We start from the raw sequence: 18,580 nt of genomic DNA, 5'->3' as shown, positions 1-18,580 counted from the left end.
GACATGGGGCGCAAGCTGGCGGCTGGAAACTGGAAGATGAACGGCACCTCAGCGGCGCTAGGTGAGCTGGAGGCTCTGGCCCGGGATTTCCCCTCGTCGGAGATCGACATTTTGATCTGCCCGCCGGCCACACTGCTGCATCGCGCTGAAGGTATTGTTCGCGAAACCAGCGTCACTGTTGGCGGGCAGGATTGCCACACAGCGGTTTCGGGCGCGCATACGGGAGACATCGGCGCTGACATGTTGGTCGACGCCGGGGCAAGCGCAGTCATCGTGGGCCACTCTGAAAGGAGAGAGGATCACGGTGAGCAGAATGAAACCGTTCAGGCCAAGGCCAGCGCGGTCATGGATGCCGGGATAAAAGCGATTGTCTGCGTCGGTGAAAGCCTCGAGCAACGTGAGACCGCCAAGACACTGGACGTTATCGCCGATCAAGTAGCTGGCTCGGTCCCGGACCAATCAACAGGTGATAACCTAGTAGTCGCGTATGAACCAATCTGGGCAATCGGCACAGGCAAAGTTCCATCACTAAGCGATATCCAAGAAGTTCACGATTTCATTCGCGCCCTGCTGGAACGGCGTTTCGGCAAAGAAACCGCCCAATCTGTGCCTCTGCTTTATGGCGGATCAGTCAAACCTGACAACGCCTCGGATATTTTTGGCGTGCCGAATGTGGACGGTGCGTTGGTCGGTGGGGCCAGCCTGAAAGCTTCGGATTTTTCGGTCATCGTCAAAGCTCTGGAAGCAGTCTGAGCATCTTAAATCTCAAGACCATTCAGAGAATATGAAGCGGTTGATTTCTCGGCTCTTGTCGTCAAACTGACGCAGGGGACTGCTATCGCGACCATTCGAAAGTGATAGAGGGCCCAAAGACGTCATTTTTTGAGGATGTCATGGATAGCAGTCTACGTCGGCCAAACAAGAGCTCATCTCTTGAAAAACTCCTTGCTGCCGGATTTCCAATTGAGTGCGTGCTCGATGTTGGTATCCACTTCTGCACGATAGAGTTGATGCAAGTCTTTCCAGATAAGAAGCATTATCTGTTCGAACCAATTCATGAGCACTACGAGGGCATTGAAAAGAACTACAACAATGCGCGCATTGACTTTGACTTGGTCAAGGTGGCGGTTTCGAACTCGGATGGAACAGCAGAACTCGAAGTTTCCTCTGTGATGGACGGCCAGGAAATTACTCATGCCCGTTTTTCGCAATCTGACACGCCGAATGAGGTCTTGCGCAGCGTTCCAACGTTGAAGCTCGATACCTTTGTCGCGAACCAGAAGCCGCCTGCCCCCTTTCTTTTGAAAATTGATGTGGATGGGGCGGAAGAGATGATTCTGGAAGGCGCGCAAGAAGCGCTGAAGAATTGTTCCATTCTGGTTCTTGAATGCCCTCGGACACGAGTCGCTGAACGTATTCAACTGCTCAACGCGGCGGGGTTTGAGTTGTTGGATATTATCGATTTCTGCTACTACGATGGCTACCTATGGCAGTTTGATCTTGTTTTCATCAACCCGCGATTTGCCCCGTCCGACTACACTGAAGTGCTGAAGGACGGGTTTTCCGTAGACAAATGGTACACATACAAGGAACAGCAGGCCGAAGCTGCAAGCGACAGCGCCGCCAAGAAAGCGCAGACCGCAAAACAGCTAAAAGAGAACTTATCCGACAACGGCGTTTTGAGCATGATCAGACAGCCTTTGCGTCGAAGGGGTATATTTCGATTGTTCCGCAAGCGTAAATAACGGCGTCGACTAATCAGGGGCTGCTTTCCTCGCTACAAAGACTAATTTTCCGCCCCTGATGCGGCTTTGACTATGCGAGTTTCATGGCCACCAAGCCAGATACAATCAGCACGGCGGCAAAGATGCGCTGCGGCGTTACAGCCTCACCCATGAAGATTGCTCCGACCAGAAACGCTCCGACGGCACCAATACCGGTCCAGATAACATACGCAGTGCCAAGCGGAAGTGTGCGCATCGCCATCGCCAGCAATCCAAACGATCCGATCATGGACACGCCCATGATTGCGGTCGGCCAAATTCGCGTGAACCCGGCAGATTGCTTCATGGCAACTGCCCAAACAATTTCCAGAAGGCCAGCAAACAACAACAATATCCAGGACATGAGAACACCTGTTCATCTTTCGGGTCGTCCCGAATGATTGCCCATTGTGGGGAGGTCGTCCTCAGCCCCCAACGTAAGCACTCATCGCCCGGCTTCAAGGGCGTGTCGCCAAGCCCATTGAGAAACTGTCTGACAAAAGCCTACGTACTCGGTTATTTCAACGGCCATAGAGATGAATAAGGCCGAGCCCTTTTCAGGACCCGGCCTCGTCTTCAGCAGGTCAAGCCCGCTAATTCGTTACGATTTCCGGCCCCATGAAGGTATTGGGCAAGAAAGTCGAAATCCACGGTATGTATGTCACCATGATCAGGAAAACGAAGAGCACGGCCAGGAACGGCAGCGCCGCCTTGACGACGCTCATCATCGGCATGCCAGCCACACCTGATGTCACGAACAGGTTCAGACCAACCGGCGGCGTGATCATCCCAATCTCCATGTTCACGACCATGATGATACCCAAATGGATCGGGTCGATGCCCAACTCGATCGCGATCGGGAACACCAGCGGCGCAACGATGACCAACAGGCCCGAAGGCTCCATGAACTGACCGCCGATCAGAAGGATCACGTTCACCACGATCAGGAAAGTGATTGGCCCCAGCCCAGCGGACAGCATGGCACTGGCGATATGCTGGGGCACCTGCTCATCGGTCAGCACGTGTTTCAGGATCAGCGCGTTGGCAATGACGAACAGAAGCGTGACGGTCAGTTTGCCCGCCTCGAACAGCGTATGTTTCGTATCCGGGTGGAAAAAGGCGGTGATCAGTGCGTAGGGCTTCTTCATCAGGGACAGGTTGGCTGCGCCATCCTCGGTGCTAAGCGGCCCCATGTCCTTGTAGACAAAACTTGCGATAAAAAAGGCGTAAACAGCAGCCACAGCTGCGGCCTCTGTCGGGGTAAAAATCCCGCCATAGATACCGCCCAGAATGATCACGATCAGGAACAACCCCCAGCCGGCTTCTCGTGCCGAGACAAAGATCTCACTCCAGCCCTTCCAGTCACCTTTTGGCAAGTTTTTGACTTTCGCCATCACGTAGATGGTGATCATCAGCATAAGCCCTGCCATCAGGCCCGGAATGACGCCAGCAAGGAACATGCGCCCAACCGAGACCTCAACGGCGGCTGCGTAAACAACCATCACGATCGAGGGCGGGATCAGGATACCCAAAGTACCTGCATTACAGATCACACCGGCGGCAAATTCTTTGGAGTACCCCACCTGCCGCATCCCTGCGATCACGATGGAGCCAATGGCCACAACAGTCGCCGGAGAAGACCCGGACAGCGCCGCAAACAGCATACAAGCAAACACGCCGGCAATCGCCAGACCACCCGGCAGGTGCCCCACGCAGGCAATCGAGAACCGGATGATCCGCCGCGCCACACCGCCCGTCGTCATGAAAGACGAGGCCAGAATGAAGAACGGGATCGCCAACAGGGTGAAGTGCCCTTCGAACGCTTCGAACAACGTGCCCGCAACAGATGCTAGGGAACTGTCAGAATAGATCAGCAGGAACAGGGTCGAGCTTAGGCCCAGAGCCACTGCAATCGGAACACCGATCAGCAACAGCCCGATGACCATCGAGAAAAGAAGTATCACGTCCATCAGTCATGTCCCCCTTGCTGCGCGCGCACTTCTTCGATCTCGTCCTCGACCTCGTGGCTGGCGACCAGACGATCCGTCTCGCCACGCCATATCTGGACGGCAACCTGCGCAAACCGGATCACCAGCAGCAGCATCGACAAAGGCAGGATGAAGTAGGGAACCACCTTTGGGAGTTTTTCGTAGGATTCGCCGTAGTTGATCATGTCCTCCAGAAACCGCAGCGGTGCGACCATGGGGATATCATCAACCTCGTAAAAGCTCTGACTACGTGCGTCGAAATTAAAGCCCGTCGGGAACCAGCGGCCCGATGTTGGCGGCAGGTCGGCAAACACCGCCCAGTAGTCATAGGCGCCCTTTAGCATCAGCAGTGAAAATACGAGACAGCAGCCAACGGCGATCAGGGCCAAGACACGCCTCGGCGCTGGGGCCAGCATGTTCAGGATTGCGTCGACTCCCAGATGCGCGTGCTTCTTCACCGCGTAGGACGCACCGAGCAACACCAGCCAGCCAAATGTGAACACTGTAAGCTCAAGCGCCCACAGGATGTTCGAGTTGAATACGAACCGTGCGATCACATTGGCAAATGTTACAGCCGTCATAAGGCCCAACAACAACGCAATCAGGGTTTCTTCGATATGGTCGACCAGCCCGCCTTGGCCGGATTTCGCACCAGACATCCCTCTGTCCCCGCATTTTTATTGTGAGAATAATAGCGGGCGGACCATTACCTGGCCCGCCCGGCCAGCGCGTCGATAACTCCCCAGTCTGGGACGCGCGGCCTGAGCCGGTGGTTTAGAACCCGGCGTTGATCGCCTGTGCCGCGTCGATCTTATCCTGACCAACGTCGTCGGCGAACTTGTCCCAAACCGGCTTCATCGCATCCACCCACGCCTGGCGCTGCTCTGGCGTCAGTTCACGAATGATGCCGCCCGCATCCGTGATCGAGGCCTTGGCCGCCTCGTTCACTGAGAAGGACTCCTTGTTCCGCATCTCGGTCACTTCGCCAAGAATGGTGAGGAACTGTTCGCGAACCTCCGGGTCAAGGCTGTCCAGCCAGTCAACCGAGGTCACGACGAGATAGTCGATGATGCCGTGGTTGGTTTCGGTGATACCGTCCTGAACCTCAAAGAACTTCTTGCCGTAGATGTTCGACCAAGTGTTCTCCTGCCCGTCCACAACGCCCTGTTGCAGCGCGCCGTACACTTCCGAGAACGCCATCTTCTGCGGGCTACCACCAATGGCCTCCATCTGCGCCACCAGCACGTCCGAGGATTGAACGCGGAATTTCAGGCCATTTGCATCAGACGGATCAACCAGCGGTTTGTTGGCTGACATCTGCTTCATGCCATTGTGCCAGAAGGCCAGGCCTTGCAGGCCGCGGCGCTGCATGCTGTCTTTCATGGCTTGCCCTTCGGCTGACGCCTGGAACGCGTCCACAGCGTCAATGTTCTTGAACATGAACGGCAGGTCGAAGAGGCGGAATTGCTTCGTGAACTTCTCGAATTTCGACAGCGAAGGCGCGGCCAGTTGCACATCACCCTGCAACATCGCTTCCAGCACCTTGTCGTCGTTATAGAGTGTGGAGTTCGGATAGACCTCCATGCACATCACGCCGTTCATTTCGTCGTTAACGCGCTGTTCCAGCAGTGAGGCCGCAATGCCTTTAGGGTGCTTGTCGGTGTTCGTCACATGCGCAAACTTTACGACAATTTCACCATCGTCACAGGCCGCAATACCTGCGGTCGCCGTTACAGTCAGAGCAACTGCAGTTGCAGCCGTTGATAGGAATTTCATCTGTCTTTTCCTCCCAGACTTCCAAATCTGTCATTCGACGCATGCTTGCGCCGTATGCCGGGAAGTGAACCGAATCAAAGGTCACGGCTCAACGATTTGTTTCACCGTCTGACGCTATTGTTTTTATCTTTTTAAAATAATGCGTTATTTGCGTTTTCTCAGTTTCTTCCAAACCTAATGAAAAGCATTGTGCGAAAATCCGCACAGGTGATGAGGCACTTGTGCGGAATTTCGCACTCTTCCCGAATCATTTACACAGAATCACTTTTTTTCTTTGGTGCACGACCGCAGGCCGCGCTAGCGGGCTGCCACGCCCAACACGTTTTAACGCATGATAATGCGGCAAAAAGGGGCGGGAGAGCTTCTGATCACCTTCGATAGTCTTCGGGTCGGATCTGATACCGCGCCAATTTGTCATAAAATGTCTTGCGCGGCAGTTTGAGCGCCGTGGCCGCATCCGAAGCTTTCCCATTATGACGCCCTAACGCCGCAATCAGCAAAGACCTCTCAACCCGTGCCATCTGCTCGTTCAAACCCAGATCAGCCGCTTGTGCCACCTCTTCCGGCATTCCCAACACATATCGCATCGCAGCAGACATCAGCGAGCGTGCATTACCTGGCCAGTCGCTGGCCATAAGCAACGCAAGATGATCTGAGGTTATCTCTGGCTCCGAAATACCGGATTGTTCTGCCGCTTGCGCAACATAGTGACGAAACAGAACCGGTATATCCTCGGGCCTTTCAGCCAAAGACGGAATGCGAACGCGCATAACGTCCAACCGATAGAACAAGTCCGCGTGAAACCGCCCTTCGGCGGACATTGTGGACAAGTCTGCCGTTGTGCCCGCCAGAATGCGCGCCCCCACGCCCTGCTCGACCAACTCCAGCGCTGCATATTGCGTTGCCTCCGGCATGGCTGAGATTTCGTCCAGAAACAGCGACCCCCCAGCCGCATCTTCACAGATCTGCACCAGTTCCTTGGCTATCAGCCCGGACGAGGGCCGCTTTACAAAGGGTCCCAACCCCTGAGGAGACATCAGATGAATGACCTCGGCCACTTTTGAAATCCCACTACCCGCAGGTCCAGTTACCAGAACTTCGGCTCCGGTAGGGGCAACAGTGCGGACACGGTCCCGTAACGCCTCGGCCTGTGGCGACAAGCCGAACAACATGCGCGCAGCGGGGTCTCCACGTTCAAGCTCATGTTTCAGGGCACGTTGCTCAAGAACCAGCGCCCGCGCCGAGAAGGCCTTGCCCAGAACATCAAGCAGGTCAGCCGCAGCGCATGGTTTCTCAAGGAAATCAAACGCCCCCTGCCCCATGGCGCGCACGGCCATTGGGATATCGCCCTCACCAGTCAGCAAGATAACCGGAAGTTCAGGGTCCACCTCATTTGCATAAGTCAAAAGGTGAAATCCATCCCGTCCGGGCATGCGAATATCCGATATGATGACACCGGGGAAATCGGCACGAATGTGATCCTTGGCCGCCACGAAAGACCCAGCCGTCACCGGAGCGTAGTCGGCCAGTTCCAGAGTCTGCGCCAAAGCCTCACGCACAGCTGCGTCGTCATCGACCAAAAGAACCTTGCGCGTCATGCCGCTTCATCTTCCTGATAGCTCTCAAGCTCCACGGTAAACACGGCCCCTGTCTGGGCGTTGGCACCGCGAATCTTGCCACCAAAACTTTGCACCAGACCATAAGAGATCGATAGGCCCAGCCCCATCCCCTCGGACGATCCAACGGCCTTGGTCGTGTAAAATGGTTCAAACAGCTTTTCCGTGTTCTCAATACCCGGACCGATGTCGCGTACTGTGACAGCCAGTTTTTTACCGTTGTTTACTGAAATGCTGATAAGACGTTCGTCCTGCTGGCTCATCGCGTCTGCGGCATTGTTGATCAAGTTTACAAAAACCTGAACCAGCCGCACTTCTCCACCCCAGGCAAACACCGGGTTGTTTGGGGGCTGCCAGTCCATCTTTACACACTCGGACTTCAACCGCGCCTCTGTCAGTTCGACCGCCGTATCAATGACCTGTACCAGATCGACCTTGCCCATAGGTTCGCTTTCATTTCGCGCGAAAGCACGAAGGTTTTTAATAATCCTGGCCATCCGGGCCGCCATATCAGAAATGCGCTTCAGGTTTTCCGAGGCCTTTTCATCGCGACCACGCGCCAGAAACGCTGCCCCGTTATCAGCAAATTGCCGGATCGCCATCAACGGTTGGTTCAGTTCATGACTGATCCCTGCCGACATCTGACCCAAGGCGCTCAACTTGCCTGCCTGAATCAGTTCCTTTTGCGCATGTTTCAGCGCAGCCTCAGCTTCTTGCCGTTCATGAACCTCACGACGCAATGCAGTGTTTGCGGCGGTTAAGGCGCGGGTGCGTTTCGTGACCCTGCTTTCCAAAACGGCATTCGCTTCGGCCAGTGTCCGCCGCCTCTCGGTCGCCAGAAACAGCAGCGCACCAAAAGCAAGACAGATCGCGGCAACAGTGGCGGCTTGCAGACCCGCCAGCCGACGTGCCGGCGCGACATCCACAAGCACCTCGGCTGTCATGTCGATAACGGGTAGTTCCAGCATCAGATGCAGCGCGCGTTTGGGTAAGTACCGGCCCCAGTTCAGCTTCCACAACTCGTGCGGCCCCACCCAGGTCGATGCGAAGTCGACATCGGCACCCTCTGTTGGCACAAGACCTTGTTGGCCTTCGACCCGCCGCCAGAACAAAAGGTCTGACCGGTTTGAGATGAAAACAATCCCGTCGCCGTCAATAAAGAACACCGCTTCGGTACTGCCCCGCCATGTTTGTTCGACATCCTGCACATCGGCAATTACCATCACCGCGCCAATCACACGCCCCGCCGCGTCAAATGTCGGTGCTGCGTAAGAGTAAATCCTGTCACCGCTGATCGGTACCACACCATGAGCGCTGCCTAATGCCCCCTGCATGGCGCGCCGAAAAGCAAGGTCGTCAGCCATTTCTCGCGAAACCAATGGTTGCGCAGCCGCGAGGACCTGCCCTCTAGGGTCCAGGTAGATCATATTGACCGCAGCCGTCTTGTCGGCGACATCCAACAAGACCGCCTGTGCCCGCCTTCGTTGTTGCGGTGTTTCAAGCTGTTGCAAGACCGGATGGCTTGCCATCAACACTGCCAGTTCCTGATAAACCTGCATTTGTGTCGTCAACCGGTCCGCGGCCAGTTCAAGGTCTGCCTCGGCCTTTTCGCTTAGCTGAGACAAAGCCTGTCGATACCCATAAGACCACACGCCGACGGACAACAGCCCGACAGCGACCAAAAAACCAAGGATCACCAAAACCCTCTGCATACCCTAGGGTCTTGCATTCGACGCGCCGCATGGCAAGTCTGCCTTTCATGAAGACAGTGCTTCAATCCCCGGTCGATCCGGAATTCGTCCAAGATCCCTATCCATTTTACTATTCGGCTCGCGCGCACGGGGATCTTGTGTATTGGGAGGACTACCGGAAAGTTGCCGCTGTTTCCCACAGAGCCGTGCAGGCCCTGCTTAAGGATCGCCGCTTTGGTCGAGAGGTCCCTGTTGAATTTCAGCGACCCGCAGCCGCGCACCTTGCCCCTTGGCTAAACGTCGAGGCACATTCTCTGCTTGAAGCCGAGCCGCCCCGCCACACCCGGTTACGCGCATTGGTTATGCGCGCGTTCACATCACGCGGAATTGCAGCGTTGGAGCCGTCTGTTCTCGACCTATGCAATACACTGATCGATCGCTTTCCAAGCGACCCTTTTGATCTGCTGGACGCATATTGCACGCAAATCCCCGTGATCACGATCTGTCGCTTGTTGGGGGTTCCGGAACAGCAATCACCCGACCTGCTCAGATGGTCTCATGCGATGGTGGCGATGTATCAGGCCAGCCGCACGCGCCGGACCGAGGACGAAGCTGCCGATGCCGCGCAGGAATTCACGGCCTTTCTGAGCGACTACATCAAGAAGCGCCGCTCTGACCCACAGGACGACTTGATTACACGCCTGATTGAAGCTGAAGAAGAAGGTGAAAAGCTGTCGCGGGATGAATTGGTGGCCACCTGCATCCTGCTTTTGAATGCGGGGCATGAGGCAACGGTTCACTCCTTGGGCAACGGAGTGAAAACGCTCCTGCAGCTGGGGCTTGATCCCCGCGCCTACGACATTGACGGGCTGGTCGAGGAAGTCCTGCGCTATGACCCCCCGCTGCATATGTTCTCCCGCTACGCATATGAAGACGCCGAAGTTTTTGGTCACAGGTTCAAACGCGGTGATGAGGTCGCCTTGTTGCTGGGGGCCGCCAACCGTGATCCGTCAGTTTGGAATGAACCGGATGTGTTTGATCCAACGCGCCCGGTCGTCACCAATACCAGCTTTGGAGGTGGCTTGCATTTCTGCGTTGGTGCCCCTTTGGCACGGCTAGAGATGCGCTTAGCCTTGAAGGTTCTTTTCCAGCGGTGTCCGAACATCCGCCTGAGTGCTGAACCTGTTTATTCGAACACCTATCACTTTCGCGGGCTAACGCGCCTGACGGTTCAGGCGTGACAGGTTTCAGTTATCGTTGAGCGCACTCAACGGCAGCATGGTGGTGGACTTGATCTCTTCCATCGACAGCAGGGCCGTTACGTTATGAACCCGCACCTCAGAAATCAGAGTTTGGTAAAACTCGTCATAGGCCCGTGCATTCTTGACCCGCACCTTGAGGATGTAATCAATGTCCCCCGCCAGTCGGTGCGCCTCTTGTACTTCAGGCCGGTCTTGCAAGGCTTTAAGGAATTTGCGCTGCCATTCCGCCTCATGCTCGGACGTCCGGATCAGAACGAAGAATGTGGCTTCGAATCCCAGTGCCTCGGCGTCCAGCAGAACCGTGTGCTGACCAATCACCCCGGCCCCCTTGAGCTTGCGAATTCGATTCCAGACCGGGGTCTTGGAACTGCCAACTCGGGCTGCTATTTCGTCCAGCGATTGGCTGGCGTCGCGCTGAAGCTCGACCAGAATTTTCCGATCTGTGTCGTCAATCCGCACCGACATTCCAAATTCCCCTTCGTTTCGAAACCTGCGTCCTTCGGACGCGATATGAAAGAACGTTTGTTCTTATTTATGCGCTCATATGGCGCATAGGCGGGAATATTTCCTATATTGCGGGTTAAGTCAAACAACGTGGAACGAAACATGCAGGTCACGCAATCACATGATGTCACAGGGCACGTCGACTTTGTCGGCGCGGGACCGGGTGATCCGGAATTGCTGACACTCAAAGCATTAAGGGCGTTCGAAAACGCCGATATCGTTCTGCATGATCGCCTGATCAGTGCCGAGATCCTGCAATTGGCCGGAAAAACGGCTGTTCTGGTTGACGTTGGCAAGGCTGGATTCGGCCCATCGTGGAAACAGGAAGACATCGACGCCTTGCTGGTTGATTACGCCTCAAAAGGTCAGCGTGTCGTGCGCTTGAAGTCAGGTGATCCGACTGTGTTTGGACGCCTGGACGAAGAGATCGAAGCGGTTGAGGATGCTGGCATCCCCTGGCAGATCGTTCCCGGCATCACCGCGGCGTCAGCCGCTGTTGCCAGTATTGGTCAAAGCCTGACGCGCCGTGGCCGCAATTCGTCGGTGCGTTTTCTGACCGGGCACGACATGAAAGGTTTCGCCGATCACGATTGGAATGCCTTGGCACGTCCCGGCGCGGTTGCAGCGATTTACATGGGCAAGAAATCCGCGCGGTTCATACAGGGTCGCCTGATCATGCACGGCGCCGATCGCGCCACGCCCATAACCCTGGTTGAAAACGCCTCTCGCCCTGATCAACGCATCCTGGCCACTGATCTGGACAGGTTGCCCCATGACCTGAGCGCCGCCGAGATGGATGGCCCCACCCTAACGTTTTTTGGCCTCGCACCGCGCCACGCGGTCCAGGCCCTGACTGAATTCAAGAAGGAGCACGCCTGATGCCCCGCGCATTTACCCCCAAAGTGGTCACTGCCAACGACCTGTTGGAAGGCGACGTAATTTACCTGACCAATGACGATCGCTGGTCGCGCGACCTTTCTGAGGCCGAGCTGATCACAGATGAGGCCCATGCGCAGGTTCGCCTTTTGGATGCGCAACGCCAGACTAGCGTCATCGTTGGCGCCTACCTCGCCGACGCGGTAGCCAGCGACAACGGCCCCGAACCCACTCATTTCCGCGAGGACTTCCGCCGCACCGGCCCGTCCAACTATGCCCACGGCAAGCAGGAAAAAGCAACGCAGCCCCGGGCCTGACCTCCGGCCCCTTTCTCCCCATTTTGGCCCCAAGGTTTCGGGGCTGCAACTAAGGACAGCTAGACATGTATCGCTACTCCGAGTTCGACACAGCCTTTCTGGAAGAGCGCAACAAACAGTTCCGCGCACAGGTCGAGCGCCGCATTGACGGCTCGCTCACTGAAGATGAATTCAAGCCCCTGCGCCTGATGAACGGCCTGTATCTGCAACTGCACGCTTACATGCTGCGGGTCGCAATCCCCTATGGTACGCTGTCCAGCGCGCAGATGCGCCAACTGGCTCTGCTGGCCGAGAAGTGGGACAAGGGCTATGGCCATTTCACCACCCGTCAGAACATTCAGTACAACTGGCCGAAGCTGAAAGATGTGCCGGATATGTTGGACGCACTGGCCGAGGTTGGCATGCACGCGATCCAAACCTCTGGCAACACTATCCGCAACGTGACCGCCGACCACTTTGCCGGTGCCGCCGCGGATGAGGTCGCAGACCCCCGCCCCTATGCCGAACTGCTGCGCCAGTGGTCCACCGACCACCCGGAATTCCAGTTCATGCCGCGTAAGTTCAAGATCGCCATCACCGGCTCGGAAAATGACCGCGCTGTGATCAAGGCCCATGACATCGGTCTGCAACTGATCGAACGCGATGGCGTTCTTGGTGCCCGCGTCATCGTAGGCGGCGGTTTGGGTCGTACACCCATGATCGGTAAAGAGCTGTCCGACTTCGTCGCCTTTGACGACCTGCTGGCCTACTTGGAAGCAACGGTTTCCGTTTGGAACCAGATTGGTCGCCGTGACAACAAATACAAAGCGCGGATCAAGATCACCGTCCACGAAAATGGCATCGACACCATTCGCGCCAAGGTGAACGAGCGTTTCCTTCAGGTGCGTCCGCAGTTCAAGGGTGCCGACATGGCCCTGCTGGAAGAGATCAAGGGTCACTTCGCTCCGCCTGACTTCCGTAAGGCTTCGGTCGCGTCGTTCGAAAGTGCCTACACCAACGACCCTGTGTTCCGGTCGTGGGTCGATACCAACATCGCGCCGCACAAAAATGCCGACCACGCGATTGTTACGATCTCAATCAAAAAGCACGGCGCGACGCCGGGCGATGCGACGGCTGAACAGATGCGCGTGATGGCGGACTTGGCCCAAGAATTCGCCTATGACGAATTGCGCATCAGCCACGAGCAGAATGTGATCCTGCCGCATGTCCATAAATCTGACCTGCCCGCGATCCACGCGAAACTGAAAGAGCATGGATTAGCCACCGCCAATATCGGCCTGATCAGCGACATCATCGCCTGCCCCGGCATGGACTACTGCGCGCTGGCCACGGCGCGTTCAATCCCGGTTGCGCAACAGATCGCAACCCGTTTTGACGAGTTAAAGCTGGAACACGATATCGGCCATCTGAAGATCAAGATCTCGGGCTGCATCAACGCATGTGGTCACCACCATGTGGGTCATATCGGAATTCTTGGTCTGGATCGCGCAGGCGTCGAGAATTATCAGATCACGCTGGGTGGTGACGGCACCGAGACGGCTGCTATTGGCGACCGCACAGGTCCGGGCTTTGCCTATGACGAAATCGTGCCCGCAGTGGAGCGCATTGTCGACGCCTATCTTGAACAACGCGGAAGCAGTGAGGAGACATTCCTGCAAACCTATCGCCGTGTAGGCATGGCGCCATTCAAGGCGGCGCTGTACCCCGAGGCGCACGCCAATGCCGCTTGACCTGATCCAGACGGAACTTGGCAAAGACCGAAGTGAACTAACCAAAAGGGTCGAGGCCCTCAACGCCAAGTTCCGCCACCATAGCGCCCATGATGTCATGCATGGTGCCTTGGACGAGATCGAGCAATTGGCGCTGGTTTCAAGCTTTGGCGCCGAGTCGGTCGTACTGCTGCACATGGCTGCCGTGGTCGACAAGATGACTCCGGTGTTGTTCGTGGACACCCAGATGCTGTTCACAGAAACGCTGGAGTATCAACAAGAGGTCAGCGAACGTCTGGGTTTGAAAAACGTCCACATCATCCGCGCCGAGGATGAGGACATTCAGCGCGATGACCCGTATGGTGCCTTGCGGCTTCGGGACACTGATGCGTGCTGCAACCTGCGTAAAACGTTCCCGTTACAGCGGGCATTGGCGGGGTACGACGGCTGGATCACAGGTCGCAAACGGTTTCAGGCTGGCACACGCGCCGCACTGGAATTCTTTGAGGTCGAGGACGGAACTGGCCGGATCAAGGTTAATCCGCTGGCGCATTGGGCCCCCGAGGACGTGCGCGCCTATATGGACGAAAACAACCTGCCCAGGCACCCGCTGGTGGCCAAAGGATATCCTTCGATCGGCTGTGCGCCCTGCACCTCGCCGGTCAAAGAAGGCGAAGACCCCCGCGCCGGACGCTGGCGCGACCAGAACAAGGAAGAGTGTGGCATCCATTTTGTCGATGGCAAGATGGTGCGCGCCGGAGAGAGAACATGAATGTAATCGTATCTGATGACGGGTTTGCACCCGATGACTGGACCGATGGCTTTGTAACACTGGATGACGCCGCAAATGATCTAGTGGCGTTGGATGTGACCTCGGATACCGACCCTGATGAACTGGTTGACCGTTTAGGTAACGCGAAAATGGTCCGCGTGGATTTTCCGTCATCGGCAGATGGGCGCGGTTTTACCATCGCCCGCATCCTGCGCCTTAAAGGTTATACTGGCCGCCTGCGCGCCAAAGGCCACATTTTGGCCGATCAGTACGCAATGGCCCGTCGCAGTGGTTTCGACGAGGTTGAAATCGACAGTGAACTGGCCACTCGTCAGCCAGAAGAACAATGGTTGGCGCGCGCCAATTGGAAAGACCACAGCTATCAGGCCCGCCTGCGCGGCTAGGACCGCGTCTGCCAGCTTACAACGGAACGCGGGGGCATATTGCCCCCTTTTCCTGACTTGGATCAAAGTTTAAACGGAGATGTCGGTTTAACCAACCGGCAGTGAAACGATGACAGAGATGAAACCCGTGACCGAAGCAACCGCCGTTAAGGCCCCCGTCCTGCCGGACGCGCAGACCGTTAAAGAAGTGAAGCATTGGACCGACAGCCTGTTCTCGTTCAAGGTGTCGCGCCCAGCCTCGCTGCGGTTCCGTTCGGGCGAGTTCGTGATGATCGGTCTGCTGGGTGACAACGGCAAACCGCTGCTGCGCGCATATTCGATCGCGTCCCCGTCCTGGGACGAAGAACTGGAGTTCTACTCGATCAAGGTGCAGGACGGCCCGCTGACGTCGAAACTGCAACACATCAAACCGGGTGACCAGATTATCCTGCGGCCTAAACCTGTGGGCACATTGGTGCATGACGCCCTGCTGCCCGGCAAACGGCTGTGGTTCTTTGCAACCGGCACCGGCTTTGCGCCTTTCGCTTCGTTGTTGCGTGAACCTCAAACCTATGAGGATTACGACGAGGTCATCATAACCCATACCTGCCGTGAAGTGGCCGAGCTGGAATATGGTAAGCAACTGATCGAAAGCATCCGTCAGGACGAATTGCTGGCCGAGCTGATCGGCGAAGGCTTTGCCGACAAAATCCGCTACTACCCGACGACCACGCGGGAACAAAGCCCTAAGATGGGCCGCATCACCACCCTGCTGAAAGACGGGACAGTGTTCGCTGATCTGGGTATCGAAGGCGGCATCACGCCAGAAACCGACCGGGCAATGGTTTGTGGCTCATTGGCCTTCAATCTGGACATCAAGGAAATCCTTGAAGAGTTTGGCCTGCGTGAGGGTGCAAACTCTGAGCCCAAGGAATTCGTGGTCGAAAAGGCCTTTGTGGGCTGATTGCCTCGCGCGGGCCACTAAATTGATTGTCGCCTGCGCATAAACCCGCTGCAAAACAACAGATTTCCTCTGTTTGGACGCGGATGGCGCTTGAAACAGGGCGCGTGGCAGTCTAGATTTCGGGCTCGAAAATTCTGCAATCATCAAAGGAATGAACCCATAGCTCGCAGACCCCACAACGCGCCCCCGCAGAGAGAAACCGGACCGCGCGTAAATGAAAAAATCCGTGCCCCCGAAATTCGCCTGATAGGCGCTGATGGTGAAAATGTCGGGGTGGTTCATCCCGCCAAAGCCATGCAACTTGCCGCAGATGCGGGGCTTGACCTCGTTGAGATTTCGCCAAACGCGAACCCTCCGGTCTGTAAGATCATGGATTTCGGCAAGTTCAAATATGAACAGCAAAAGCGTGAAAGCGAAGCACGCAAAAAGCAAAAAGTCATCGAGGTGAAAGAGGTCAAATTTCGACCCAACACCGACACGCATGACTATGACGTCAAGATGAAGAACGTCTTCAAGTTCCTGGAAAAGGGCGACAAGGTCAAAGTTACCTTGCGATTCCGCGGCCGTGAGATGGCGCACCAGAACCTGGGTCGTGAGCTGCTGGAACGCGTGGCCGAAGACATCAAGGATCTGGGCAAGGTTGAAAACATGCCCAAGATGGAAGGCCGGCAGATGATCATGATGATCGGGCCGCTGCCTCAGAAGTAACGTTCTGACAGAACGTTTTGTTCAAAGCCCCCTGTTGGAGGGGGCTTTTTTCTTGTCTATACCGGGTGCCGCTAGATAACGGCTGTAATTGCCTTATTCAGCTTCCCAACCATCTCATCCATCTGTGCGTCTTCGATGATGAATGGTGGCGCCAGCAGGATGTGATCGCCCAACCGTCCATCGCGCGTTCCAGACATCGGATAGCAAATCAGCCCTTCGGCCAATGCCGCCTTTTTGATCTTTCCCGCCACACCATGCGCAGGATCAAACGGTTGTTTGGTGTCGCGATCCGCAACCAGTTCAATACCGCGGAACAAACCCCGACCCCGAATGTCCCCGACATTCGGATGCTGCCCCAACGCGGCCTCTAACGCGGTTTGAACCTTGTCCCCCATAACACCTGCCCGCGCAGGCAGATCATGCGCGGTCAGTTCACGAACCACGGCCAAGGCCGCCGCCGTTGCAACAGGATGCCCGATATAGGTGTGCCCGTGCTGAAAAAAACCTGACCCGTCACGGATCGCATCAAATATACGGCTTGTGCACATCATCGCACCGATGGGCTGGTACCCGGCCCCCAACCCCTTGGCGATACATAGTATATCCGGCGCCACCTGATCGTGATCGCAAGCAAACAGGTGCCCCGTTCGGCCCATGCCGCACATCACTTCATCCAAAACCAAAAGAACACCGTATTGATCGCAGATTTCACGAATTCGCCTATAGTACCCTTCAACCGCAGGGACCGCGCCCAAAGTCGCACCAACAACGGGTTCTGCCATAAACGCCATCACAGTGTCGGGACCCAACCGCAGGATTTCGGCTTCCAGTTCATTGGCCACGCGCTGACCATAGTCAAAGCTGCTTTCACCGTTCGGCTTCTCTGCGTATTCATAGCATGGCGCGATGTGAGTCATTTCGATCAACATCGGCGCGAATTGCGCCCGCCGCCACGCGTTCCCTCCGGCGGACAAAGCGCCCAGAGTGTTGCCGTGATAACTCTGCCGCCGCGCGATCACATGTCGCCGCTCGGGCTGACCGATCTCAAGAAAGTACTGCCGCGCCAGCTTTATCGCCGCCTCGGTCGCCTCAGACCCGCCCGAGACGAAATACACCCGGTCCAGATCACCAGGGGCGCGTTCAATCAGCAAGTCAGCCAGTGCCTCAGCCGGCTCCGAGGTCATAAAGCCGGTATGGGCAAAAGCGATCTTTTCGACTTGCTCCTGCACAGCGCGGATGACCGATGGGTTCGAGTGACCAAGGCACGAAACCGCAGCATCGCCGCAATCAAGATAGCGACGACCCTGTGCGTCGATCAGGTAACACCCATCTCCGCCCGCAGCGATTGGTAGCTCTGATTTCGTGTGACGTGGAAATACGTGACTCATTTGACTGCCCTTTCCAACTTGGCAACAAGCGCCGACACCGACGCAGCATTGTCTTTCCAATAATTTCCGTTCTCATCCGTCAGGCTGTTTTCGAACCCGACGCGAACGTCGCCGCCCTGCTTGGCAGCATATGCCAAACACGCATGTTCTTGCGGGCCAAAAGCGCACACCATCCATGGCGAATGACCTTTGGGGAATTGATCCAGGTCGTTTGGGAACGACTGCTGACCAGCGGCATAGCGCCCCAAGACAAAGATGCACTTCGTCTGTTCTTCGCGCACAATACCGGCCTTTGCCCATTCTGCCAGCAAGGCCGCATCTTCCGCATCGTACAGGATATGCTGAACCCGCGTTCCTTGCGCAGCACACAGGCCATATACCCGATCGGCGAGTTCCGGTAACCGCGCAATCTCTCTTACCGAAACCGAGGCCCAGTCAGGGCGAACCTTTTCAAGACACGCGATTTGAGCGGGTACGTCGTATACTCCGGCAGCCTCAGTCGTGATTTGCAGGTCGAGTTCGGGAACGGCCCGCCGTAACGCGGCCACAGTTTCAACGTACCGCGCGGGGTCAAGGGAATGCCGCCCCTCTGCATCGCGAATGTGCAGATGCAGCCCGTTTGCGCCAGCCTGAAAACAAGCGCGCCCAGTTTCGACAATCTGATCAATGGAAACAGGAAGCGCCGGGTGATCTGACCGCCCGCGCCGCGCACCTGTCGGAGCGACCATAACATATGGGCGCTTGGCGGATTGTTTTTCTGATCGCGATTCCGACATTCAAAACCCTCTGGTCAACTTTGCCCCATCTAGCGCGCCTAACGTTGTTTTTTTCTTGTTATTTAAAAAACATATGTTTTTCTTTGA

The 18,580-nt window shown here is 56.2% G+C and carries 19 protein-coding genes; 10 read left to right on the top strand and 9 right to left on the bottom strand.

Translation table 11 applies throughout. From position 1 onward, the window contains the following. Nucleotides 1-3 precede the first annotated feature (3 nt). Both tpiA and ACXAET_RS04100 read left to right on the top strand, forming a co-directional pair. Complete coding sequence (tpiA, locus tag ACXAET_RS04105) at nucleotides 4-753, top strand: triose-phosphate isomerase (protein ID WP_475181485.1); 750 nt, start codon at nucleotides 4-6, stop codon at nucleotides 751-753. A 140-nt stretch (nucleotides 754-893) separates the two neighbouring features. Continuing rightward, nucleotides 894-1,745 carry an FkbM family methyltransferase gene (locus ACXAET_RS04100; protein ID WP_475181483.1) on the top strand — a complete coding sequence of 284 codons (852 nt, stop codon included), beginning with the start codon at nucleotides 894-896 and terminating at the stop codon, nucleotides 1,743-1,745. 70 nt (nucleotides 1,746-1,815) lie between these two features. Here ACXAET_RS04100 and ACXAET_RS04095 read toward each other — a convergent pair whose 3' ends face one another. From ACXAET_RS04095 to ACXAET_RS04070, 6 genes are all read right to left on the bottom strand, one after another. Further along, a complete protein-coding gene (locus ACXAET_RS04095) occupies nucleotides 1,816-2,127 on the bottom strand; it encodes a DMT family transporter (protein WP_475181480.1) in 312 nt (103 codons plus the stop codon). Between the two features lie 229 nt (nucleotides 2,128-2,356). Next, entirely contained in the window at nucleotides 2,357-3,733 is a 1,377-nt protein-coding gene (locus tag ACXAET_RS04090) for a TRAP transporter large permease (RefSeq protein WP_068335224.1), read from the bottom strand. Beyond that, the gene (locus ACXAET_RS04085) at nucleotides 3,733-4,410 is read right to left on the bottom strand and encodes a TRAP transporter small permease (protein ID WP_475181475.1); all 678 of its coding nucleotides are present in this window, start codon (nucleotides 4,408-4,410) and stop codon (nucleotides 3,733-3,735) included. The genes ACXAET_RS04090 and ACXAET_RS04085 overlap by 1 nt, the downstream gene beginning before the upstream one ends. Nucleotides 4,411-4,525: 115 nt before the next feature. Then, nucleotides 4,526-5,527, bottom strand: coding sequence for a DctP family TRAP transporter solute-binding subunit (locus tag ACXAET_RS04080; protein WP_475181471.1), 1,002 nt, complete (start codon nucleotides 5,525-5,527; stop codon nucleotides 4,526-4,528). Nucleotides 5,528-5,895: 368 nt separating this feature from the next. After that, entirely contained in the window at nucleotides 5,896-7,125 is a 1,230-nt protein-coding gene (locus tag ACXAET_RS04075; protein WP_475181468.1) for a sigma-54-dependent transcriptional regulator, read from the bottom strand. Beyond that, entirely contained in the window at nucleotides 7,122-8,855 is a 1,734-nt protein-coding gene (locus ACXAET_RS04070) for a sensor histidine kinase (protein WP_475181467.1), read from the bottom strand. Before ACXAET_RS04070 ends, ACXAET_RS04075 begins: the two co-directional genes overlap by 4 nt. 47 nt (nucleotides 8,856-8,902) lie before the next feature. On the opposite strand from ACXAET_RS04070, the gene ACXAET_RS04065 reads away from it, so the two are divergent. After that, nucleotides 8,903-10,075 (top strand): cytochrome P450, encoded by a 1,173-nt coding sequence (locus tag ACXAET_RS04065; RefSeq protein ID WP_475187086.1) that lies wholly within the window; start codon nucleotides 8,903-8,905, stop codon nucleotides 10,073-10,075. A gap of 6 nt (nucleotides 10,076-10,081) precedes the next feature. Here the strand turns inward: ACXAET_RS04065 and ACXAET_RS04060 are convergent, their stop codons facing one another. Beyond that, nucleotides 10,082-10,561 (bottom strand): Lrp/AsnC family transcriptional regulator, encoded by a 480-nt coding sequence (locus tag ACXAET_RS04060; RefSeq protein WP_475181464.1) that lies wholly within the window; start codon nucleotides 10,559-10,561, stop codon nucleotides 10,082-10,084. Between the two features lie 141 nt (nucleotides 10,562-10,702). Between ACXAET_RS04060 and cobA the strand changes: the two genes are divergently transcribed. The 7 genes from cobA to infC all read left to right on the top strand — a co-directional run bounded on the left by cobA (nucleotide 10,703) and on the right by infC (nucleotide 16,329). Continuing rightward, the gene (gene cobA / locus ACXAET_RS04055; RefSeq protein ID WP_475181462.1) at nucleotides 10,703-11,479 is read left to right on the top strand and encodes a uroporphyrinogen-III C-methyltransferase; all 777 of its coding nucleotides are present in this window, start codon (nucleotides 10,703-10,705) and stop codon (nucleotides 11,477-11,479) included. After that, a complete protein-coding gene (locus tag ACXAET_RS04050; RefSeq protein ID WP_475181459.1) occupies nucleotides 11,479-11,793 on the top strand; it encodes a DUF2849 domain-containing protein in 315 nt (104 codons plus the stop codon). Before cobA ends, ACXAET_RS04050 begins: the two co-directional genes overlap by 1 nt. A gap of 65 nt (nucleotides 11,794-11,858) precedes the next feature. After that, on the top strand, nucleotides 11,859-13,523 hold the full coding sequence (locus ACXAET_RS04045; RefSeq protein WP_475181456.1) for a nitrite/sulfite reductase: 1,665 nt from the start codon (nucleotides 11,859-11,861) through the stop codon (nucleotides 13,521-13,523). Continuing rightward, a complete protein-coding gene (locus ACXAET_RS04040; RefSeq protein WP_475181454.1) occupies nucleotides 13,513-14,274 on the top strand; it encodes a phosphoadenylyl-sulfate reductase in 762 nt (253 codons plus the stop codon). The genes ACXAET_RS04045 and ACXAET_RS04040 overlap by 11 nt, the downstream gene beginning before the upstream one ends. Then, nucleotides 14,271-14,678 (top strand): DUF934 domain-containing protein, encoded by a 408-nt coding sequence (locus ACXAET_RS04035; protein ID WP_068335200.1) that lies wholly within the window; start codon nucleotides 14,271-14,273, stop codon nucleotides 14,676-14,678. Before ACXAET_RS04040 ends, ACXAET_RS04035 begins: the two co-directional genes overlap by 4 nt. 109 nt (nucleotides 14,679-14,787) lie before the next feature. After that, nucleotides 14,788-15,621 carry a ferredoxin--NADP reductase gene (locus tag ACXAET_RS04030; RefSeq protein ID WP_475181450.1) on the top strand — a complete coding sequence of 278 codons (834 nt, stop codon included), beginning with the start codon at nucleotides 14,788-14,790 and terminating at the stop codon, nucleotides 15,619-15,621. A gap of 90 nt (nucleotides 15,622-15,711) precedes the next feature. Then, nucleotides 15,712-16,329: a translation initiation factor IF-3 gene (gene infC, locus ACXAET_RS04025; protein ID WP_475181448.1), complete on the top strand. Its 618-nt coding sequence runs from the start codon at nucleotides 15,712-15,714 to the stop codon at nucleotides 16,327-16,329. Nucleotides 16,330-16,400: 71 nt separating this feature from the next. Here infC and ACXAET_RS04020 read toward each other — a convergent pair whose 3' ends face one another. Together ACXAET_RS04020 and ACXAET_RS04015 are read right to left on the bottom strand one after the other, a co-directional pair. After that, nucleotides 16,401-17,717 carry an aspartate aminotransferase family protein gene (locus ACXAET_RS04020; protein WP_475181444.1) on the bottom strand — a complete coding sequence of 439 codons (1,317 nt, stop codon included), beginning with the start codon at nucleotides 17,715-17,717 and terminating at the stop codon, nucleotides 16,401-16,403. Then, nucleotides 17,714-18,493 carry a beta-keto acid cleavage family enzyme gene (locus ACXAET_RS04015; protein ID WP_475181442.1) on the bottom strand — a complete coding sequence of 260 codons (780 nt, stop codon included), beginning with the start codon at nucleotides 18,491-18,493 and terminating at the stop codon, nucleotides 17,714-17,716. Before ACXAET_RS04015 ends, ACXAET_RS04020 begins: the two co-directional genes overlap by 4 nt. Nucleotides 18,494-18,580: the final 87 nt, after the last annotated feature.

This window comes from Ruegeria sp. AWH4_226 (assembly GCF_056159225.1).
This window is presented reverse-complemented; position numbering and strand designations above follow the sequence as displayed.